Below are 17,075 nucleotides of genomic sequence, written 5' to 3'. Positions count from 1 at the left end.
TTTTGTCCGTTTTTTTACTGGACGCTTGCCCGGCTTTTACCACGCTTTAAGTGCCATTGCGTAATTCGTCACCCGCTCAAAAAACACCCGATGCACAGAACCAAGGCTCTATGGCAGGTATCAAATTGCAGAAGAAACTAATGAAGCAATTCACAGTTTTCATCATTAAAAAATGAAATGCACATTGTATCTGGGATCAAGGCTTTATTTATTCAGCAATTCATTTATAAAGCTTATCGCAATAAATTACTGCGCGAACTGGCCGACAGACTAGCGCACAGATAGCAAGCTCGATTGCAGCCAATAATAAAAGGCACATTGAAAGTAGCCTCAGGCTCTCATATTTATTCAAAGGAAATATCATGAAAAAGTCAGTTTTGGCGACACTTATCATATCCTCGCTGGGATTAACCGCCTGTGGCGGTGGCAGCGGGAGTAATAACGATAGTACAGACTCCAACACTTCACCAACAGAGATCACCACGGCAGGTGTCGTCAATAAAGGGATAGTGAAGTCAGGCCAGGTCGCCGTGTGTGAAGCCACAGTCGCCAATACCAGCCAGCAACGCTGTGTTTCTCCGTTGCTCACGACAACAACAAATGAAAAAGGCCAGTTTTCTCTGACAGGTCTTCCAGCCAATAAAGCCCTGCTGGTTGTTGTGACCAAAGGCACAGGCACCCAAATGAAATGTGACTACGTTGGCTGTCAGGATGCGAGCGGAAATCCGATTGAATTCGGCGAGTGGATGACAGTTCCAGACGAATTCAAACTGCTGGCCGTTATTGCTTCTTCAGGTGAAATCAAAACCGCCAATGTTAACAGCCTGACCAATCTGGCAGCTAAAAAAGCCATTGAACTGACCGGCGCTTTGGATCTAACGACTGACATAGTCAACAACAGCAATGCCATTATCGGGAAAGCGCTCGGCCTGACCAAGCCTATTACGGAAATGGGCTCAGTAGACATTACCGATGCGAGTGCCATTGCCGGTTCAGACAACGAAGATCTGCGCGCTGCCATTCTGTCGGCATCGATAGAACAAAGCCGCAAGAGTGGCAATGTCAATATTGATGACTTAATTGACTATGATGCCAATGGCAAACTGGCCGTGAATAAAAATGTCGTCAGCCAGATCCAGGCGGATACCACTCAGGTGGTCGGTCAGGCAAAAGCCCATTCGAATAATCAGGGCAACACGGGTTCAAAACTGGATAATGCCGAGCAGGATGTTTCAGCCATTAATCCGGATAATATCGAGATTGGTATTGATATTGACAAACCCGTCGCTAACGCCGTCGTGCAGGCCAAAGACTTCATCAAACAAATCCGTACTGTCTATACTGCCGCGTCTGATGGCGGGGATCTGAATACCGGGCTGACAAACTTTGCTGACGAACTGGGCGATATAAGCAGTATCGCGCAGGAAGATACTCATGTACTTTTGGATAATGTCTCACAGGCTGCCATTGCTATCTTTGAAGCTATGCCTTCAAGTGATCCATGGATTCAAGACAAATTCACTGCTTCGAATGGAATCACTGTAACCAGGTCATATGGTTATTTCATTGTTTCCGAAGATAGTGAGGAAGGTAGTATTTACATGAAAGCATCTGGCACCTACTCATTTGACGTTAATGATGAAGAGGCCTCAGATTCTGACTGTCACAACCCCAATCAATATAACTATTATTGCTACACATATGGCAATGAACTCTCGTTTGTAAATATCTACGTTGACGAGCTTAAGGCCCAAAAAGGTGAGACCTCCTTAAACTCTGAAGAAAGTAATATTTACTTCTATGGTTCAGATAATTGGGAAAAACGTTCTTCGGCATCACACAACTTTGTCGAATATAGTTACTTTGGCTCTAGTGATAGAGATTACTTTGAGTCAAAAATATCACAACTTGACTCTGTCGAGCTGAATCTAACAAACGTCAGACTTGTACTCAATGAAAATGACTTGAACAGAAAACAGTTTGAAGGTGCAATTTCATTTGAGCTGAATGAATACAGAAATGAAAAACTTGATTCAGGTAATCATTCAGTTAATCTTGATGAGTTCGGCAGTGACAGAAATGGTTCTACCATTAATGAGAATCAGTTAACAGCCAAAAACTTAGCATTAACGTTCAAGGGGGAGCTGCAAACCGGTAATGATAAGGTGTCTGCTTTGCTGGATATCCGCCTTAATAACCCGAACAACTATATTCATAGTAATTTTTCATACTCCGAGTATTACGAAGCCGATTGTCAGTCTCACCAAGGTATGTATTGGTATTGCCTTGAGGACTACAAACTCTATGGTGATTACGAGTCAGAAGAATCTTCATATGACTTTATCCAGGCTAATGTCAAACTGGAACTTGGTGCCAATATTACAAATTCCAACGGTAAACAAGTTGCTTCTAAGGTCAGCGTTGACATCTCCCGCAACGATTACAACCTGATCGAAGTGGATGCCGGAGTGACTTATAACGGTAAAGACACTTACCTGAGCACCCGCTACAAGCCTGACAATGACACGCCTTATGTCTCGCTGCGCGATGGTAAAGGCCTGGTAGCGACCCTGACCGAAAAAGGGGAAGACGATATTGGCGGCACCATCTATGTGAACGGTAAATCGACCGGGACTATCAGCACGACCAACAATAATCTGTTGCTGATCCGTTATACCGACGGTTCCTTCGAGTCAATGTAAGCGATTTGCCCATTCATTCTTTTAGTCACGAGCCCTGATCTGTCAGGGCTATCTTGTTGTAATTATGATGCTGACGACCTTAACAACCCTTACCGGCCTGAGCCTGCTGCCTCTTGCACCAGGTACAGCGACCGACTCGATCGCCCCATTCGTTCAGATAAACTCGCAAAGCTACGCCGAGAACAACAGTATTTATGCTTTGGTCAAAGGCAAGGAAAGTGATTATCAGGGCTCAAATCACGCCTTCACCTTTAACGAAGCCGCCTTTGGGCTGCGCTATCACAATGTGACGCTCAGCTACCTTTACCGCTATGAATGGTTTCTCAAACATTCCCCGGATGCACTGTTGCTCTATGGGGATTCTCTGAACCGGACAGACATGGTGCCCGGTAAAACCTATCAGGTAGATTTGAATGTGAACCATACCATTCAGCAAGGCATCCGCCTCGGCTGGCGTATGGAGCCGGCTGACAATCTGGCTTTCTATGTCGCAGGCAGCTATCTGAAGGCCACCGACCTAATGGAAGGTCAGCTACATGGCCAGGTTCAGCGCAGTGCCAGCGATGATATCAGCGGCCAGCTAAACCTGGACTATGTCTATGGTGAAGATGTACTGCTGGACCGAATTGCAGACAAACCCACCAGCCGCTACGGCTTCAGTACCGATCTGGGATTTGACTGGCACATTAACCGACACTGGTTTCTGTCGGCCTTTGTGCAGGATGCCTATGGCGAGATCATGTGGGATCGTGCGCCTTACACCACAGCCGTTGCCAACACCGCCACGGCAGAAACCGACGAGAATGGCTACATCAACATCAACCCTATCGCGAGTGGCTTTGAAGGTTACAAAGAATACAAACAGCGGCTAACGCCCAAGTACACAGGCCGCTTAGCCTACCTGTTTGGTGATACCGCATTGTCGGCCAGCCATTTTTATGGCTATGGTGCGCAATTAACGGATCTCGCTGTCAGCCATGGCTGGAGTACGGTCAGCACCCGGCTCTCGTATACCCTGCAGAGTCAGGCCATCGGACTGGCCCTCACCCACAGATACTGGTCGATGCAGGTCGTCAGTGACAATCTGGACTATCAGCAAGCCAGTCAGCTGACCGTGATGCTGTCGGGTCAGATGCCTTTCTGACGGTGCCTTTATTGGTCATGACCTGGGAACAGAAAACGGCTGAAGCAACGCCAGCACTTCAGCCGTTTTCGTTTTCATCAGCGCGGAATCGCCACGGGACTCGACATTCAAACGCAAAACGGGTTCGGTATTTGATGCCCTGAGATTAAAACGCCAGTCAGAAAAACTCAGACTGATCCCGTCTGTCTGATCCAGTGCCAGTGCGTCCGGCTCGTACACAGCTCGGACTGTCGCGATGGCATCGTCAGTGTCAGTGACCGTCAAGTTGATTTCACCGGAGGCCGGATAAGCCCGAACCCTGCCCGCGACCAGCTCCGACAGACGCTGTCCTTTTACAGACAGCAACTGAACCACCAGCAGCCAGGGGATCATGCCACTGTCGCAATAGGCAAAATCGCGAAAATAATGGTGGGCACTCATTTCACCGCCATATAGGGCGTCTTCCTGCCGCATCCTTTCTTTAATAAAAGCATGACCGGTTTTCGACTGAATCGCCTGTCCGCCATTGGCCGTGACGATATCGATCGTATTCCAGGTAAGACGAGGATCATGAATGATTTTGCTCGGCCGGGCGTCCTTCTGATCTGCGGCTTGCTGCAAAAAAGCTTGTGCCAGCAAACCGACAATATAATAGCCTTCGATGAACCGGCCCTGCTCATCGAACAGAAAACAGCGGTCAAAATCGCCGTCCCAGGCAATGCCCATATCGGCCTGATGCGCCCTCACCGCTTGTGAAGTCGCCGCCCGGCACTCTGGCAATAACGGATTGGGAATCCCGTGAGGAAAAGTGCCATCGGGCTCATGGTGGATTTTCACAAACTCAATGGGGATCCGGCGCTGACCAAATTGCGCCTCCAGCGCATCAATCACATGTCCCGCCGCACCATTCCCCGCGTTCACTACCAGCCGCAGCGGTGTAACCTCAGACGGCGTGATATAAGACAACAGGTGGTCAATATAGTCATTCAGCACACACTGGTGACGCAGCTGGCCGAGCTGATCGGGCGCCGCAAAATCATTTCTTTCAGCCAGGATGCGAATATCGTGCAAGCCCGTGTCGCCACTGACAGGTATCGCCCCGGCCCTGACCAGCTTCATGCCATTGTAATTGATCGGATTATGGCTTGCCGTCACTTCTATCCCGTCAACGAGCAGGCTTTGCGCCGCGAAATATACTTCTTCGGTGCCGGTCAGACCGAGATCGATCACATCCACTCCGGCATCCATCAAACCTTGCGCCAGTGCCATTTTCAGTGACGGCGAGGAAAGCCGCACATCGCCGCCAATCGCCACCGTTTCCGGCCGGAAATGCTGGCCGTACGCCCGGCCGATCCGGTAAGCAATGTCCTCGTTCAGCTCCCGCCCCAGTTCACCGCGAATATCGTAGGCTTTGAAACAGGTGAGTCTTTCCATGCCGCCCTCCGTTTACCACTCGTACTTACACCCTTGCTACCCCGTCATTTCCCTGCTACCCCGTCATTTCCCTGCTAATCCGTCATTCCCCTCTAATCCGTCATTCCCCTGTTATTTCATCATTCCTCTGTTATTCAGTCATTCCCGCGGAGGCGGGAATCCAAAAAGCCAGGCACAAACATACCAATAGATTCCCGCCTTCGCGGGAATGACATCCCAAGGTCTGGATTGACATCATGGACTTACCCATAAATTACCGCCGTCGTGCTGAGCACACTCAGCCCCCCTCCCAAAAAGCACCTTTGCGCTATTTCCGGCCGTACCTGTCTTCAAAGCGGACAATATCGTCTTCACCGAGATAACTGCCTGACTGCACTTCAATGATTTCCAGCGGAATTTTGCCCGGGTTCTCCAGCGCATGCACCACGCCGACCGGAATGTAAGTGGACTGATTTTCCGTCAGCAGCCAGGTTTTATCCCCCTGGGTGACTTTGGCCGTCCCCGATACCACCACCCAGTGTTCGGCACGGTGATGATGCATTTGCAGCGATAATTTTTCACCCGGTTTGACCGTGATGTGTTTCACCTGATGACGGCCACCGCTATCAACCTGATCATACTTGCCCCAGGGGCGATACACCTCGCGGTGCAACTCACATTCCGGCCGCTGCGCCGCTTTCAGCTGCGCCACTATCTCTTTGACATCCTGAACTTTATCTTTAGCGGCCACCAGTACCGCATCCTTGGTTTCAATCACCACTACGTTGTCCAGACCGACAGTCGCCACCAGACGGCTGTCGGCCCTGAGGTAACAATGGTGGCTCTGCGCAGTCAGCACATCCCCGATAACCACGTTGCTTGCGGCATCTTTGGGACTGAGCTCCCACAGCGATGACCAGGCGCCGACATCGCTCCAGCCGGCTTCCATCGGCACCATCACCGCTTGGCGGGTTTTCTCCATCACCGCATAATCAATCGACTCGGCAGGACAGTTAGCAAAAGCTAAGCTGTCGATGCGAATGAAATCCCGGTCGCGCTCAGGCGAAGCAACAGACTGACGGCAGGCGGCCAGAATGTCCGGCCGGAACTGAGACAGCTGCTGCAAATAGGCAGAAGCGCGAAACAGGAACATGCCGCTGTTCCAGTAATAGTGACCACTGACCAGATACTCTCTGGCGGTATTGAGATCCGGCTTTTCGACAAATTGTGCCACCTCAAAACCAGTGCCAAACCCCGCACCAAGCGCCGCACCGCGTTTGATATAGCCGTACCCTGTCTCGGGCGACTGAGGGGGAATACCGAAAGTCACCAGCTTACCGCTGTCTGCCAGCGGCAGCGCTGTCCTGACGGCCTGAGTAAAAGCGGCGGTATCCAGAATCAGATGATCGGCCGCCAGCACCAGAAGTAAGGGGTCACTGTCTTCCAAAGACAGACTGTCAGGCGACTCCTGTGCCAGTAGCGCCGCCAGCGCAATGGCAGGCGCGGTATTACGACCCTGAGGCTCAAGCAGAAGGTGACTAGGCTGGCTGGTGCAGGATCTGAGCTGCTCTGCGGCAAGAAAGCGATGCTCTTCCTGACAAATCACTAATGGGGAGCGCGCATCCAGCTCAGCCAGACGGGCAAGGGTTTGCTGCAGCATGCTGGCCGGGAACGATGAAGAGGCAATAGACGGGTTGTCAGCAGGCTGAAGGGCAAGAAATTGTTTGGGATACTGCTCACGCGATAAGGGCCACAAGCGACTGCCTGTCCCCCCAGCCAGAATAACCGGTAAAATCTGCATACGCCTTTCCCCTTCGCAAAAAAGTGCAAGATGCTCGGTACTTCTTTGTCAGGTATTTATACCAATCTACATTAGTCTTTTTTTATCACCTGTTCAGGCAAGTATAGACAAGGGGATTGAAGGCGCGCGGATGAAAAAGTACCAGCCACGACTGTATTGCTGAATGCACTGGCGACTTCCTGCCAGTTCAGCCGATCAACTTGAGATCGTTTTTCCGTTGGGTCTTCAGGTCGGTATAAAAGTTTTCATGCGAACCAAGGCTTAACAGGTAGAGCCTTAATTCGTTATCAACCCAAGAGTAACCAAGCAGCAATTCTTGTTTGTTCACCTTGAACTGATGAACTCGTAAGTGTGATAAATCGCCTTTCTTTTGCTGCCCTATTTCTGGATTGGCAATAATCTTTTCGATCTCATCTTCAACGGTGCTGAGCTGCTTTGTTGGCAGTTTGCTCAGAGCTTTGGTGAAGCGCCTAGCCTCAAAGACCTCAATTTCTCTTTGTTCTTCGCTCATATGGCTTCACCAATCCTTGTTTCACCTCTTCTGTCGCTAATAATGATTCACGGACAAATTCATAAGACAGATCTGGGTTCTCCATCATGATTTTACCGATCTTGGCCCAGTACTCTATTTGCATAGGCACAGAGCGATTCTCCGCGATCCCATAAGCCTTGGCTTCGGAAACAAAGTCATCATTTAACCGGACGCTTGTTGCCATAGTTCAATCTCCTATTTAATAGTGATTTGAGTATAGACACAATGGCGCTAAACGCAATCTTTTGTCGCATTGAGAGCATTTAATCTTCTATCATACTCAGCAGCATCTGCGGATTCAGAGTCTGGGTATCGTCTTGCCCTGAAAGGACTTTTTCTGCCAGATCGCGTTTGTCCCGGTGAAGCTGGACAATTTTTTCTTCCACCGTATTTTCTGTGACCAGACGATAAACTGTCACCGGCCTGCTCTGTCCCATACGGTGCGCCCTGTCGCTGGCCTGATCTTCCACTGCCGGATTCCACCACGGATCCAAATGAATAACAGTATCGGCTTCAGTCAGGTTCAGGCCCGTTCCACCCGCTTTCAGGCTGATGAGAAAGACAGGATGCTTTCCTGCTTTAAACGCCTCAATCGCCGCTTTCCTCTGCTTACTGCTCGACTGCCCGTCCAGATAACTGAACGACAGCGAGGCTTGTTCCAGCTGCGCCGCAAAACGTTTCAACAATTGCACAAACTGGCTGAACACCAAAATCTGATGACCGCCTTCTATCGCTTCTGTCACCAGAGCCAGGGCCTCCCTGAGCTTACTGCTCTCTTCCGCAAAGGAATCAAACACCAGACTGGCGTCACAGCATACCTGCCTTAAACGGGTCAGTGCGGCAAGCACCTCGACCACACCCTTACTGTTTTTGGCTGTTTTCAGGGCATCCTTACGGACGGCTTCATAAGCAGCACTTTCTTTGGCCGATAAATAGACAGTGTGGGTGATCTCGGTTTTGCTGGGCAGCTCAGATAACACCTCACCTTTCATTCGCCGCATAATGAAGGGGCTGATCAAGGCTTTCAGCCGCATCATATCCTCGGCATTACGCGCGGCCTGACCGTATTTTTGCCTGAACTGCTTCAGCGAACCCAGCAGGCCCGGATTCAGGAAAGCAAACTGGCTCCAAAGCTCTGTTAAATGATTTTCAACCGGGGTACCGGTCAGGGTAAAACGCCGCTCTGCCGTTAAGCCAAATACCAGTTTTGCCCGTTTGGTCTGCGGGTTTTTAATCTGCTGCGCTTCGTCCAGCACTATGGTCTGCCAGTCTTTGGCTTGCATCGCTTCCTGACAGCGGGTCAGTAATCCGTAACTAACCAGTACAATGGTCTTTTCACCCACCGCGGCGATGGCTTCATTCCGGTTATCCACCTGTTCCAGATCCACCACTGTCAGTTCCGGTGCAAAGCGCTGACATTCTGCCTGCCAGTTGTGAATCACAGACTTGGGAGCGACAACCAATGCCGCGCCCTCGCACTGATAATGGCGGATCAGACTGATGGCCTGCAAGGTTTTACCCAGCCCCATATCGTCTGCCAGACAGGCGCCAAAGCCGTGGTGTGATAAGTGCGCCGCCCACAGGACACTGGTTTTCTGATAATCCCTCAGCGGGGCCAGAATATGCTCGGCAACCACCGGCTTCTCTGACCATTTTTCTTGCAGCGACTGCCATCCCGCATCGCCCTGATGGCTAAAGGTTTCCAGTACCTGTTGCAGGGGATAGGCCATCTGTACATCGACTTCCATCTCCTCATTGAGCAAACCGTCCAGCATACGTAATTGCTGCTGAAGCTCATCTTCCATCAGCACAACCAGATTGTCGCTATCCTGCTCAATAAATCCCTGGCGGCTATTTGCCAGCAACAGACGCAGGTTCAGCTCCAGATGCTGATCCGTGGACGCCTTGCCTGTGACAGCAAACCAGTTTTTGCGTTTCTCGATATCCAGAGTCAAATCCTGGCGGGTCAGCACCTTTACCTGGCTGCTGCGCTGGCGCCAGTGAACCGGCACGTCCTGCAAATTCTGCACGGCTTTTATCAGCGATAACGCCGCTTCACCAGACAAGGCCCAGCGCCGTTGCTTGTTCGCTTTCAATCCCAGATGCTTGCTCAGTGCCAGCGAATCCGCTTTTTCCTGGCTGAGATCACGCTGATACCATTGCTGATCCGGGCCGCTGATCCATGTCTCTCCCTGTCCCGAAGGCATGCTCATGCGATTTGCCGGCAGCTCACCGGACACATCATTCTGGTGCTCAATGGCCACATCCAGGGTGCCCTGATGCCAGTCCAGCCATAAATGCGGCCTCGCATCCCAGTGACCAGGTTTTATATTGCCTTTGTGCTGGCATGGGCTGTACCAGAGTAAATCCTTCTGCTGTTCCAGCGCCTCTGTCAGTGGCTGCAAATGCTCACTGCCCAGTTGCTCAGGTCTCGATTCGATGACTTCAATGAACTGAGGCGATATCGCTGAGGTATCCAGAAAACACCAGGCATCATCCATCACCTGCCGCAATGTTCCATTTGCCACTCGGGGAAAGACATCGAATGTCACCTGTTCACCGGCTTGCAACACGGCCAGCGGCTTGACACCGTGCAGACTGACGGACTGGCCGTCCTGACTGATGATGTTGTCACACGCCGACAAGGCTTTCAGTACCGGCAACACATCGGAAGCAGGTTGGCCCCAGCGAACCCTGTTCTGACGCTCCAGCTGCTGACAAACATTCCAGTCAGCATCTGACATCAAAGCTTCAGCCGCTGAATACTGGATGGAATACAGTTGAATCACCCGGCCTTTCGTCCAGCCACGTTTCCCCATTGACTGAATCCTTGGCTGAACTTTCAGTGATTTCAGGCACAACTCCCAGACCAGTCGCTGAGCTGCCTGATGCTCTTTATCTGACTGGATGGTCTGCGTCAGCTTTCTTAACCAGATATCCTGGCGGGCAGCCGGAACATAAAAAGGAGCGTCAGATTCGCTGATCTGTCCGGTAAGGTAACGCAGGGCGTGTTTGGCTCTGGCGGCTAACAGGCTTTCAGAGTGACGGGATAAAATCACTTCCGTCAGCGGGTGCGCTTTCACCTGAGCCACCCATTGCTGATACTGTTTCGGGTTCGCTTGCTGCCATTGGCAAAGCATCAGCACATCCAGCAATAATTTCCCCCAGCTCACGTAATCTGCAATCACCATGAGTGAATCAAACCAATCGTCAACACCCGCCAGATATTCCTCTTGCTCACTGTAAGGCGCAATAATGAGGTAAGCCTGCTGTTGCCAGAACTGGTCATACGCGATTTGCTGACTACGGTGAGCATCGAGGCTGTGCTGATAGCTTGCAACGGCTTCGGATTTGTCCAGTAAAGCCACCACAGCCAGATCAGCCAAGGCCGTATAGGAATAGCGTTTTGCCGTCATGGCGGAGAAAGCCGTGCGATGCTGGAAGTACTTGTCATCGAAAGGATCGCACAAGGGGTGGGAAACATTTCCGGCCCTGAGCGCCTGCCAATTATCCTCGGCAGGAGCCCAGACAACCTGCCTTCTGCCGTAATCTGTGATCGTCTTGCTGGCTAACGGCTCCCATGCAATATTCCCCGTCGTGTAAAGCTGATTTAACAGCCAGGCCCATCCCTGCAGACTGTATTTCAGCCTGTCGTCTTCAATCAATGCCAGTAATTCCCACGCATCAGGATGCAGGAATAAATGCATCAGCAACCCTTCCGCCTGCGGAGAAATCGCTGAATAGGCAAACATCCAGCGGGTATTTGACAGCACAGAATAGATTTCCAGTTCCACAGAGATCTCATCAGCGCGGGTCATCACGGCATAAAGGGTTCGCTCCCGGCTAAATCGCAATAAGCTCTGTAGTGCAGACAAAAAACCGTTCAGCGACAAGCTCCAGCTTTGTCTTTTTTTCATCACCAATCCTGCTTCCTGCATCGCAGACAGTGCTGCCTCGATCTCTGGGCCACTATGGCTATTGCTAATCTGCCGACACAGACTTTTGGTGGTGATGCCAGATGTAATGAGAATCTGGGCTAACAGCTCTTCAGTAACAGAAGCTTCAGACTGTAAATATTGCATGGATTTCCCTGCTGGATGATATCAAACCATTTATCAAACATTGTTGCGACGCGAGTGATTGTAGAATATTGATGCTGTTGCAACAAACACTTACAGCTACCTAGCCCAAATCATTGCGATCAGGCTTGCTGGTGTTGGCGCCTAGCTGCACTTGGGACGGAGGGAGCAAAAGTAATAATTTACTTAGTGAATATTTTTTCTTCTCTTCCTAGATAGACAAAATATTGGTAGTCTTTTTGCGTTTTGTATGCCTTCGGATAACAGCATGATAGCCGATTTTTTCTTTGTCTTTTTTTCTTCATTTGCCGCACTTTTTTTACTTCGAAAGGTCGCCAAACGTGTCGGTCTGGTGGATAAACCCAATGCCAGAAAACTGCATCAGGGGGCAGTCCCGCTTGTCGGGGGGTTGGCTATCTGTATTACGCTGGCCCAGTTTCTCTACTACTCGCCGACCATACTGGACGACGCCGGACTTTACGTTTTCTGTATTACCATTCTGACCATCATCGGCGCGCTGGATGATAAATTTGATGTGAGCTTCAAGCTCCGCCTGGCGATCCAAGCCTTGTTATCTGTCTGCATGATGGTTTTTGCCGGTCTGGAACTACATACGCTGGGGAATATGATCGGCTTTGGCACCATTGACCTGGGGATGTTTGGTTATCTAGTGACTGTACTGGCGGTGATAGGCGCTATCAATGCCTTCAACATGGTTGACGGTATTGATGGCCTGCTGGGCGGGTTATCTATAGTGACTTTTGGCGGGCTCGGTATCATGCTGTTCCACGATGGCCAGCAATCGCTGGCGTATCTGTGCGGCATCATCATAGTGGCAATGATCCCTTATATCCTGCTTAACCTAGGTGCATTTGGCCGGCAGCGTAAAGTCTTTATGGGGGATGCAGGCAGTATGCTGATCGGTTTCACTGTGATCTGGTTTTTACTGCTGGCCAGCCAGAATGGCAACCGCCCACCATTGCGGCCAGTAACGGCACTCTGGATAATCGCCGTCCCCTTAATGGACATGACAGCCATCATGATCCGCCGAATCAAGCGCGGTGATTCGCCCTTTAAACCAGACCGCGAGCATTTGCACCATATCTTCCAGCGGCTGGGCCTTAATTCACTACAAACGCTGATCGCTATCTGCACTATTGCGACCTTACTGAGCGCTGTAGGTATTTATGGCGAGATTGCCAATGTGCCCGAGTATGTGATGTTCTGGTTATTCATCCTGAGTTTCCTCATCTACTTCTTCACACTGTCGAAAGTAGAAAAGTACTCGCCTCCGCAAGAAGCCTCTTAACGAAGCAAACAGCCGTATTTTCTGTGCGGCTGTTACTTGTTCACTTCTGTATATGGCTGTTTCAGCCACCTTGCAAATATATTGGACAGCAGTTCCAGTTAATTCATCTTCTCTCTAGTCCATTAAGCATGTACTTAATGGCTGACGCATATTTATATATTCCTTCAGCACTCAGTCATGCGGGACATCTGTACTCGCTCATAGAAAAGCGAAACAACGAGAGTTCAATTACACGCGATGAAATCCCGTACATTACATGCCACCTTGAAGGGTTTAGAACAACTGGTCCAGATAAGTGCTCACTTCATCTTCGTCCTGTTCTGGGAGACTGCAGGCTGGCTCAATCGGCTGGAGCACTACGATAAAGTCGCCAAGCAGATAAGAAGAGAAGACAGGTGTAGCATTAGATTAACGGTAAACAGACAGACTCCAGAAAATTAGTTTAATACATCAGTTTGCATAACATGTTTTTTTGACTTTTTTATCAACTTTGATTCAATAAAATGCCAACTAAATAATGAAAGGGAAAACACAGAAATACTTGCGATGGCAAAACCAACATATAAGTTATCAAATAAGCCATACATGATAACAACCTGTATGACTGGAAAGTGCCATAAATATATACCGTACGAAATGTCGCCAATTTCCTTTCTTATTACAATAGGCTTAATAACAAAAGCGACTATATAAACAAAAGAACCAACAAGCAATGAATACAGTAGATAAAAATCATCCATTAAAAATAACAGCGGAATAATAAAAAGCAAATGACTTTTATTTAAGAATGAAAAGTTATAAAAATTAAAAAACGCGCCTACCATAAAGAATAACATTAGCGATGGAAGCTGATTATTCAAACTAGCATTAAGACCATAAGTCTCAACTAGATGCCCAATGACATAATAAGACAACAAGGAAAAAACAGCAATTACACATGTTAATATACGCTCTTGTAAATATTTATTTAAATAACCATAAATAATAGGAACAGATATATAAAACATCACTTCTACCTTTATCGTCCAAAGAGAACCATTGACAACTGCCATTGCATTATTCTCAAACAATCCTGGTAGAGTGCTAGCTAAGAAGTTAGCAAAAATGTAATTTGATAATAAATACTTCTCTGCACCACCATTCATATAAGCTTCGAATGATTGAGAGTAATTCAAGTAACCAAATACGAAACACACTGAAACCACAATAAAATACAAGGGATATATCCTAAAGAATCTTGACCTATAATAAGAAAAAATTTCAGGATTCCTTATGAAGCTTTTTACAATCAGATAACCACTTATAACAAAAAAACATTTAACTGAAAACTCACCAGGAAGATACGACAATAAATCTATATCAGCCAGTATTCCCATATGCATGTAAAAAACAGTCACCGCAAGAGCTATTCTTAAAAAATCAAAGTTATTATTAGCCATCAAGGCACACCATCAGAGTATAATAATTGGCCTAAGAACTCACTATAAACATTAGTGAGCTATTATTTAAACAAAAAGTCACTGACATCAAAAAGTTTCTTTTTGTAAGGATTTAATTTAAATCACATTAACAACAAAATGAATCAATATAACCATAAATATTAACAAACTCTTTCTATTATTATTTTGATATCATCTTTTCTACTGGCTCCTTTTGAGTTCGTCCAGTCAGCTTGTGTATCCAGGTGGTAATGCGCCAGATATGGCTGATCACGGAAAAATACACACCAAACATAATCATGAAGCTCAGTAACATCAGGGTTTCGTTAATCTGCAACATGTCAGACCAAATGCCGATTCCTGCCATACTGGCTGCCACACCACAGATCACTACCAAGGTAATGAAAGGTGACAAACCAATGCGCTGGCAAATATGGTGCAGGTGTTCGCGATCCGGCTTAAAGGGTGACTGGCCTTTGCGGATTCGGCGAATCATGATAGTGGCCATATCCATTAATGGTAAAGCAATTAACCACAAGGCAGTGACCGGGCGCATAGCACTCAGCTCACCCTTCTGGGTCGCTTCCAGCAATAACCAGATAACAGTAAAACCAATGAAAATACTGCCGGCATCACCCATAAAGACTTTAAACCGGCGCCCCAGAGGAAAACCGAGGTTCAACAGAATGTAAGGAACCATAGCGGTAACTATCATGGTGCAGATAACAAACAATTCCGTGTTACCCGACACATAGAAGACATAACCGAGTGCCGCAAAACTGACCGATGCCAGGCCGCCTAACAGGCCATCAATACCATCAACCATATTGAATGCGTTAATCGCGCCAATAACAGCAAAAATGGTCAGCAGCGTGCTGGCGACTACGGGTAAATCGAGAGGAAAATCCCCCAACATGTAACCCAGATAATGCAGGCTTTTATCGCCGATGAAAATCATCACCAGCGACACACAGGCCTGTACCAGCAAGCGTAATTTAAAACTGATGTCGTATCTGTCATCAATCACGCCGATAACCACCAACACAGTGGCACAGCTTAAATACAACCAGGGGTTCTGCGGAAACAGTTCAAAAAAACTAAAGGCTATCGCCAGAGTAACAAAGATCGACACACCACCCACAAGCGGGATCACACCTTTATGGTGTTTTCGTTCGTTAGGCGCATCGACCAGTCCAACCCATTTCGCCACTTTACGGCAGATAAACAGGCTGCAAAAGGACATCAGGAAAACAAATAAACAAGCAGAAGTCATGATAAATTCATCATCAGAATCAAAGCATATAAAGGTGGGCAAACTCTCAAAAGTCCAATCGTAGTAAAAATAACATTTAGTCAATCAAACTGGATTTATTACTAGTCAAACCATACTTAGTTAATATAAATCTTAATGCGCTCTTAAGATGCCAATAAAAATGTTTTGAAAAAATGCGTCTATTCGCATGCCTAGCTAAATGCAATGCCTTTACATGCGGGTAATATTTAACAGGCGTTCCAGACAATTTACTTCTAAAGCAAATGTCAACATCCTCACAATACATGAAGTATCCTTCATCAAACCCTTTCAGTTTATTATAATGTGACGCATTAAAAGCTAGGAATGACCCGGCAGCCCAATCCACTTTACAAGGATGATCGATTAAAGATTTATCGATAATAGTACCATTACCAAGGCCTAAAAAAGAACTTGCAAATGTCATCAAGGAAGGGAACTGTCTAATGGAATTATCTGATATATTATTCTCAAATGATTTGTAGAGATTTATAGCAACACAAGAATCACCATTTTTCTTCATCTCATTCACAAGCATTTCGATTTGAGATATATCCACATCAACATCAGGATTTAACACAATAAAGATATCATCAGCATTCATACCTAATTTTTTCAGGCAAAAAGAAAAAACCAAGTTATTATTCTCTCCAAAACCTAAAAAATAATCTGAATCAATAAACTCTATATTTTTTGATTTCAAATAATCAATGAGGACTATATCTTGCTTGTTATTTTTAACAACCACTTTGTAAGCATGATTAATCTTTGATAAAACATCAATTTGACTAATTAACTCACCATGCCCATGAGATACAACCGATAAGTAAACAGTCATAGTTTAAACGTCTCTAATTCCTTGAAATCTAGCCCACCTTCATCTTTTTGAGATAAGATTGGCTTACCCGACAAAGGCCAGGCTACATTTACAGTTTCATCATTCCAGCTCAGTGTAACTTCAGCACTCGGATTATAATAATCCGTACATTTATAAACAAACTCTGCTTCATCACTCGTCACATAAAACCCGTGGGCGAAACCTTCTGGCACCCAAAGTTGGAGCTTATTTTCTGCAGAAAGGTAAACACCAACCCATTGCCCGAAGGTTGACGAGTCTTTTCGGACATCTACTGCCACATCATAAACTTCACCCGAAATCACGCGAACTAACTTACCTTGAGTATTTTCTGTTTGATAATGCAGCCCACGTAGGATACCTTTTTTCGACTTAGAGTGGTTATCCTGCACAAAATGGCATGGCTTTCCTGTAACTAGTTCTTCAAATTTTTTTTGCTGCCAGGTTTCCATAAAAAAACCACGTTCATCACCAAATACAGCAGGCTCAATAATTTTCACATCAGGGATTTTTGTATCTATAACTTTCAT

At 47.4% G+C, this 17,075-nt stretch carries 12 protein-coding genes; 3 read left to right on the top strand and 9 right to left on the bottom strand.

What is annotated here, in order from left to right; all coding sequences use genetic code 11:
• Positions 1-362: 362 nt before the first annotated feature.
• On the top strand, positions 363-2,702 hold the full coding sequence (locus KCG43_RS01070; protein WP_218382853.1) for a hypothetical protein: 2,340 nt from the start codon (positions 363-365) through the stop codon (positions 2,700-2,702).
• A 64-nt stretch (positions 2,703-2,766) separates the two neighbouring features.
• Positions 2,767-3,846 carry a hypothetical protein gene (locus KCG43_RS01065; RefSeq protein ID WP_218382851.1) on the top strand — a complete coding sequence of 360 codons (1,080 nt, stop codon included), beginning with the start codon at positions 2,767-2,769 and terminating at the stop codon, positions 3,844-3,846.
• A gap of 15 nt (positions 3,847-3,861) precedes the next feature.
• Here KCG43_RS01065 and KCG43_RS01060 read toward each other — a convergent pair whose 3' ends face one another.
• From KCG43_RS01060 to KCG43_RS01040, 5 genes are all read right to left on the bottom strand, one after another.
• The gene (locus KCG43_RS01060) at positions 3,862-5,259 is read right to left on the bottom strand and encodes a phosphomannomutase CpsG (protein WP_218382849.1); all 1,398 of its coding nucleotides are present in this window, start codon (positions 5,257-5,259) and stop codon (positions 3,862-3,864) included.
• A 307-nt stretch (positions 5,260-5,566) separates the two neighbouring features.
• Positions 5,567-7,039 (bottom strand): mannose-1-phosphate guanylyltransferase/mannose-6-phosphate isomerase, encoded by a 1,473-nt coding sequence (locus KCG43_RS01055; RefSeq protein WP_218382847.1) that lies wholly within the window; start codon positions 7,037-7,039, stop codon positions 5,567-5,569.
• Positions 7,040-7,226: 187 nt separating this feature from the next.
• A complete protein-coding gene (locus tag KCG43_RS01050; RefSeq protein ID WP_218382844.1) occupies positions 7,227-7,550 on the bottom strand; it encodes a type II toxin-antitoxin system RelE/ParE family toxin in 324 nt (107 codons plus the stop codon).
• Complete coding sequence (locus KCG43_RS01045; RefSeq protein ID WP_192015079.1) at positions 7,525-7,755, bottom strand: hypothetical protein; 231 nt, start codon at positions 7,753-7,755, stop codon at positions 7,525-7,527. The genes KCG43_RS01050 and KCG43_RS01045 overlap by 26 nt, the downstream gene beginning before the upstream one ends.
• A 79-nt stretch (positions 7,756-7,834) precedes the next feature.
• Positions 7,835-11,653, bottom strand: a complete 3,819-nt coding sequence (locus KCG43_RS01040) for a DEAD/DEAH box helicase (protein ID WP_218382842.1) — start codon at positions 11,651-11,653, stop codon at positions 7,835-7,837.
• A 265-nt stretch (positions 11,654-11,918) separates the two neighbouring features.
• On the opposite strand from KCG43_RS01040, the gene wecA (KCG43_RS01035) reads away from it, so the two are divergent.
• Positions 11,919-12,959: a UDP-N-acetylglucosamine--undecaprenyl-phosphate N-acetylglucosaminephosphotransferase gene (gene wecA, locus KCG43_RS01035; RefSeq protein WP_218382840.1), complete on the top strand. Its 1,041-nt coding sequence runs from the start codon at positions 11,919-11,921 to the stop codon at positions 12,957-12,959.
• A 437-nt stretch (positions 12,960-13,396) separates the two neighbouring features.
• Here the strand turns inward: wecA (KCG43_RS01035) and KCG43_RS01030 are convergent, their stop codons facing one another.
• From KCG43_RS01030 to rfbC, 4 genes are all read right to left on the bottom strand, one after another.
• A complete protein-coding gene (locus KCG43_RS01030) occupies positions 13,397-14,398 on the bottom strand; it encodes an acyltransferase (protein WP_218382838.1) in 1,002 nt (333 codons plus the stop codon).
• A gap of 181 nt (positions 14,399-14,579) precedes the next feature.
• The gene (gene wecA, locus KCG43_RS01025; protein WP_218382837.1) at positions 14,580-15,671 is read right to left on the bottom strand and encodes a UDP-N-acetylglucosamine--undecaprenyl-phosphate N-acetylglucosaminephosphotransferase; all 1,092 of its coding nucleotides are present in this window, start codon (positions 15,669-15,671) and stop codon (positions 14,580-14,582) included.
• Positions 15,672-15,747: 76 nt separating this feature from the next.
• Positions 15,748-16,527 carry a glycosyltransferase family 2 protein gene (locus KCG43_RS01020; RefSeq protein ID WP_218382836.1) on the bottom strand — a complete coding sequence of 260 codons (780 nt, stop codon included), beginning with the start codon at positions 16,525-16,527 and terminating at the stop codon, positions 15,748-15,750.
• Positions 16,524-17,075 carry a dTDP-4-dehydrorhamnose 3,5-epimerase gene (gene rfbC, locus KCG43_RS01015; protein WP_218382835.1) on the bottom strand — a complete coding sequence of 184 codons (552 nt, stop codon included), beginning with the start codon at positions 17,073-17,075 and terminating at the stop codon, positions 16,524-16,526. The genes KCG43_RS01020 and rfbC overlap by 4 nt, the downstream gene beginning before the upstream one ends.

The sequence above is a fragment of the Photobacterium sp. WH24 genome (assembly GCF_019204055.1).
GTDB lineage: Bacteria > Pseudomonadota > Gammaproteobacteria > Enterobacterales > Vibrionaceae > Photobacterium > Photobacterium arenosum.
Note: the sequence above shows the minus strand (reverse complement) of the source record. Positions and strands in the feature narration are given on the sequence as shown.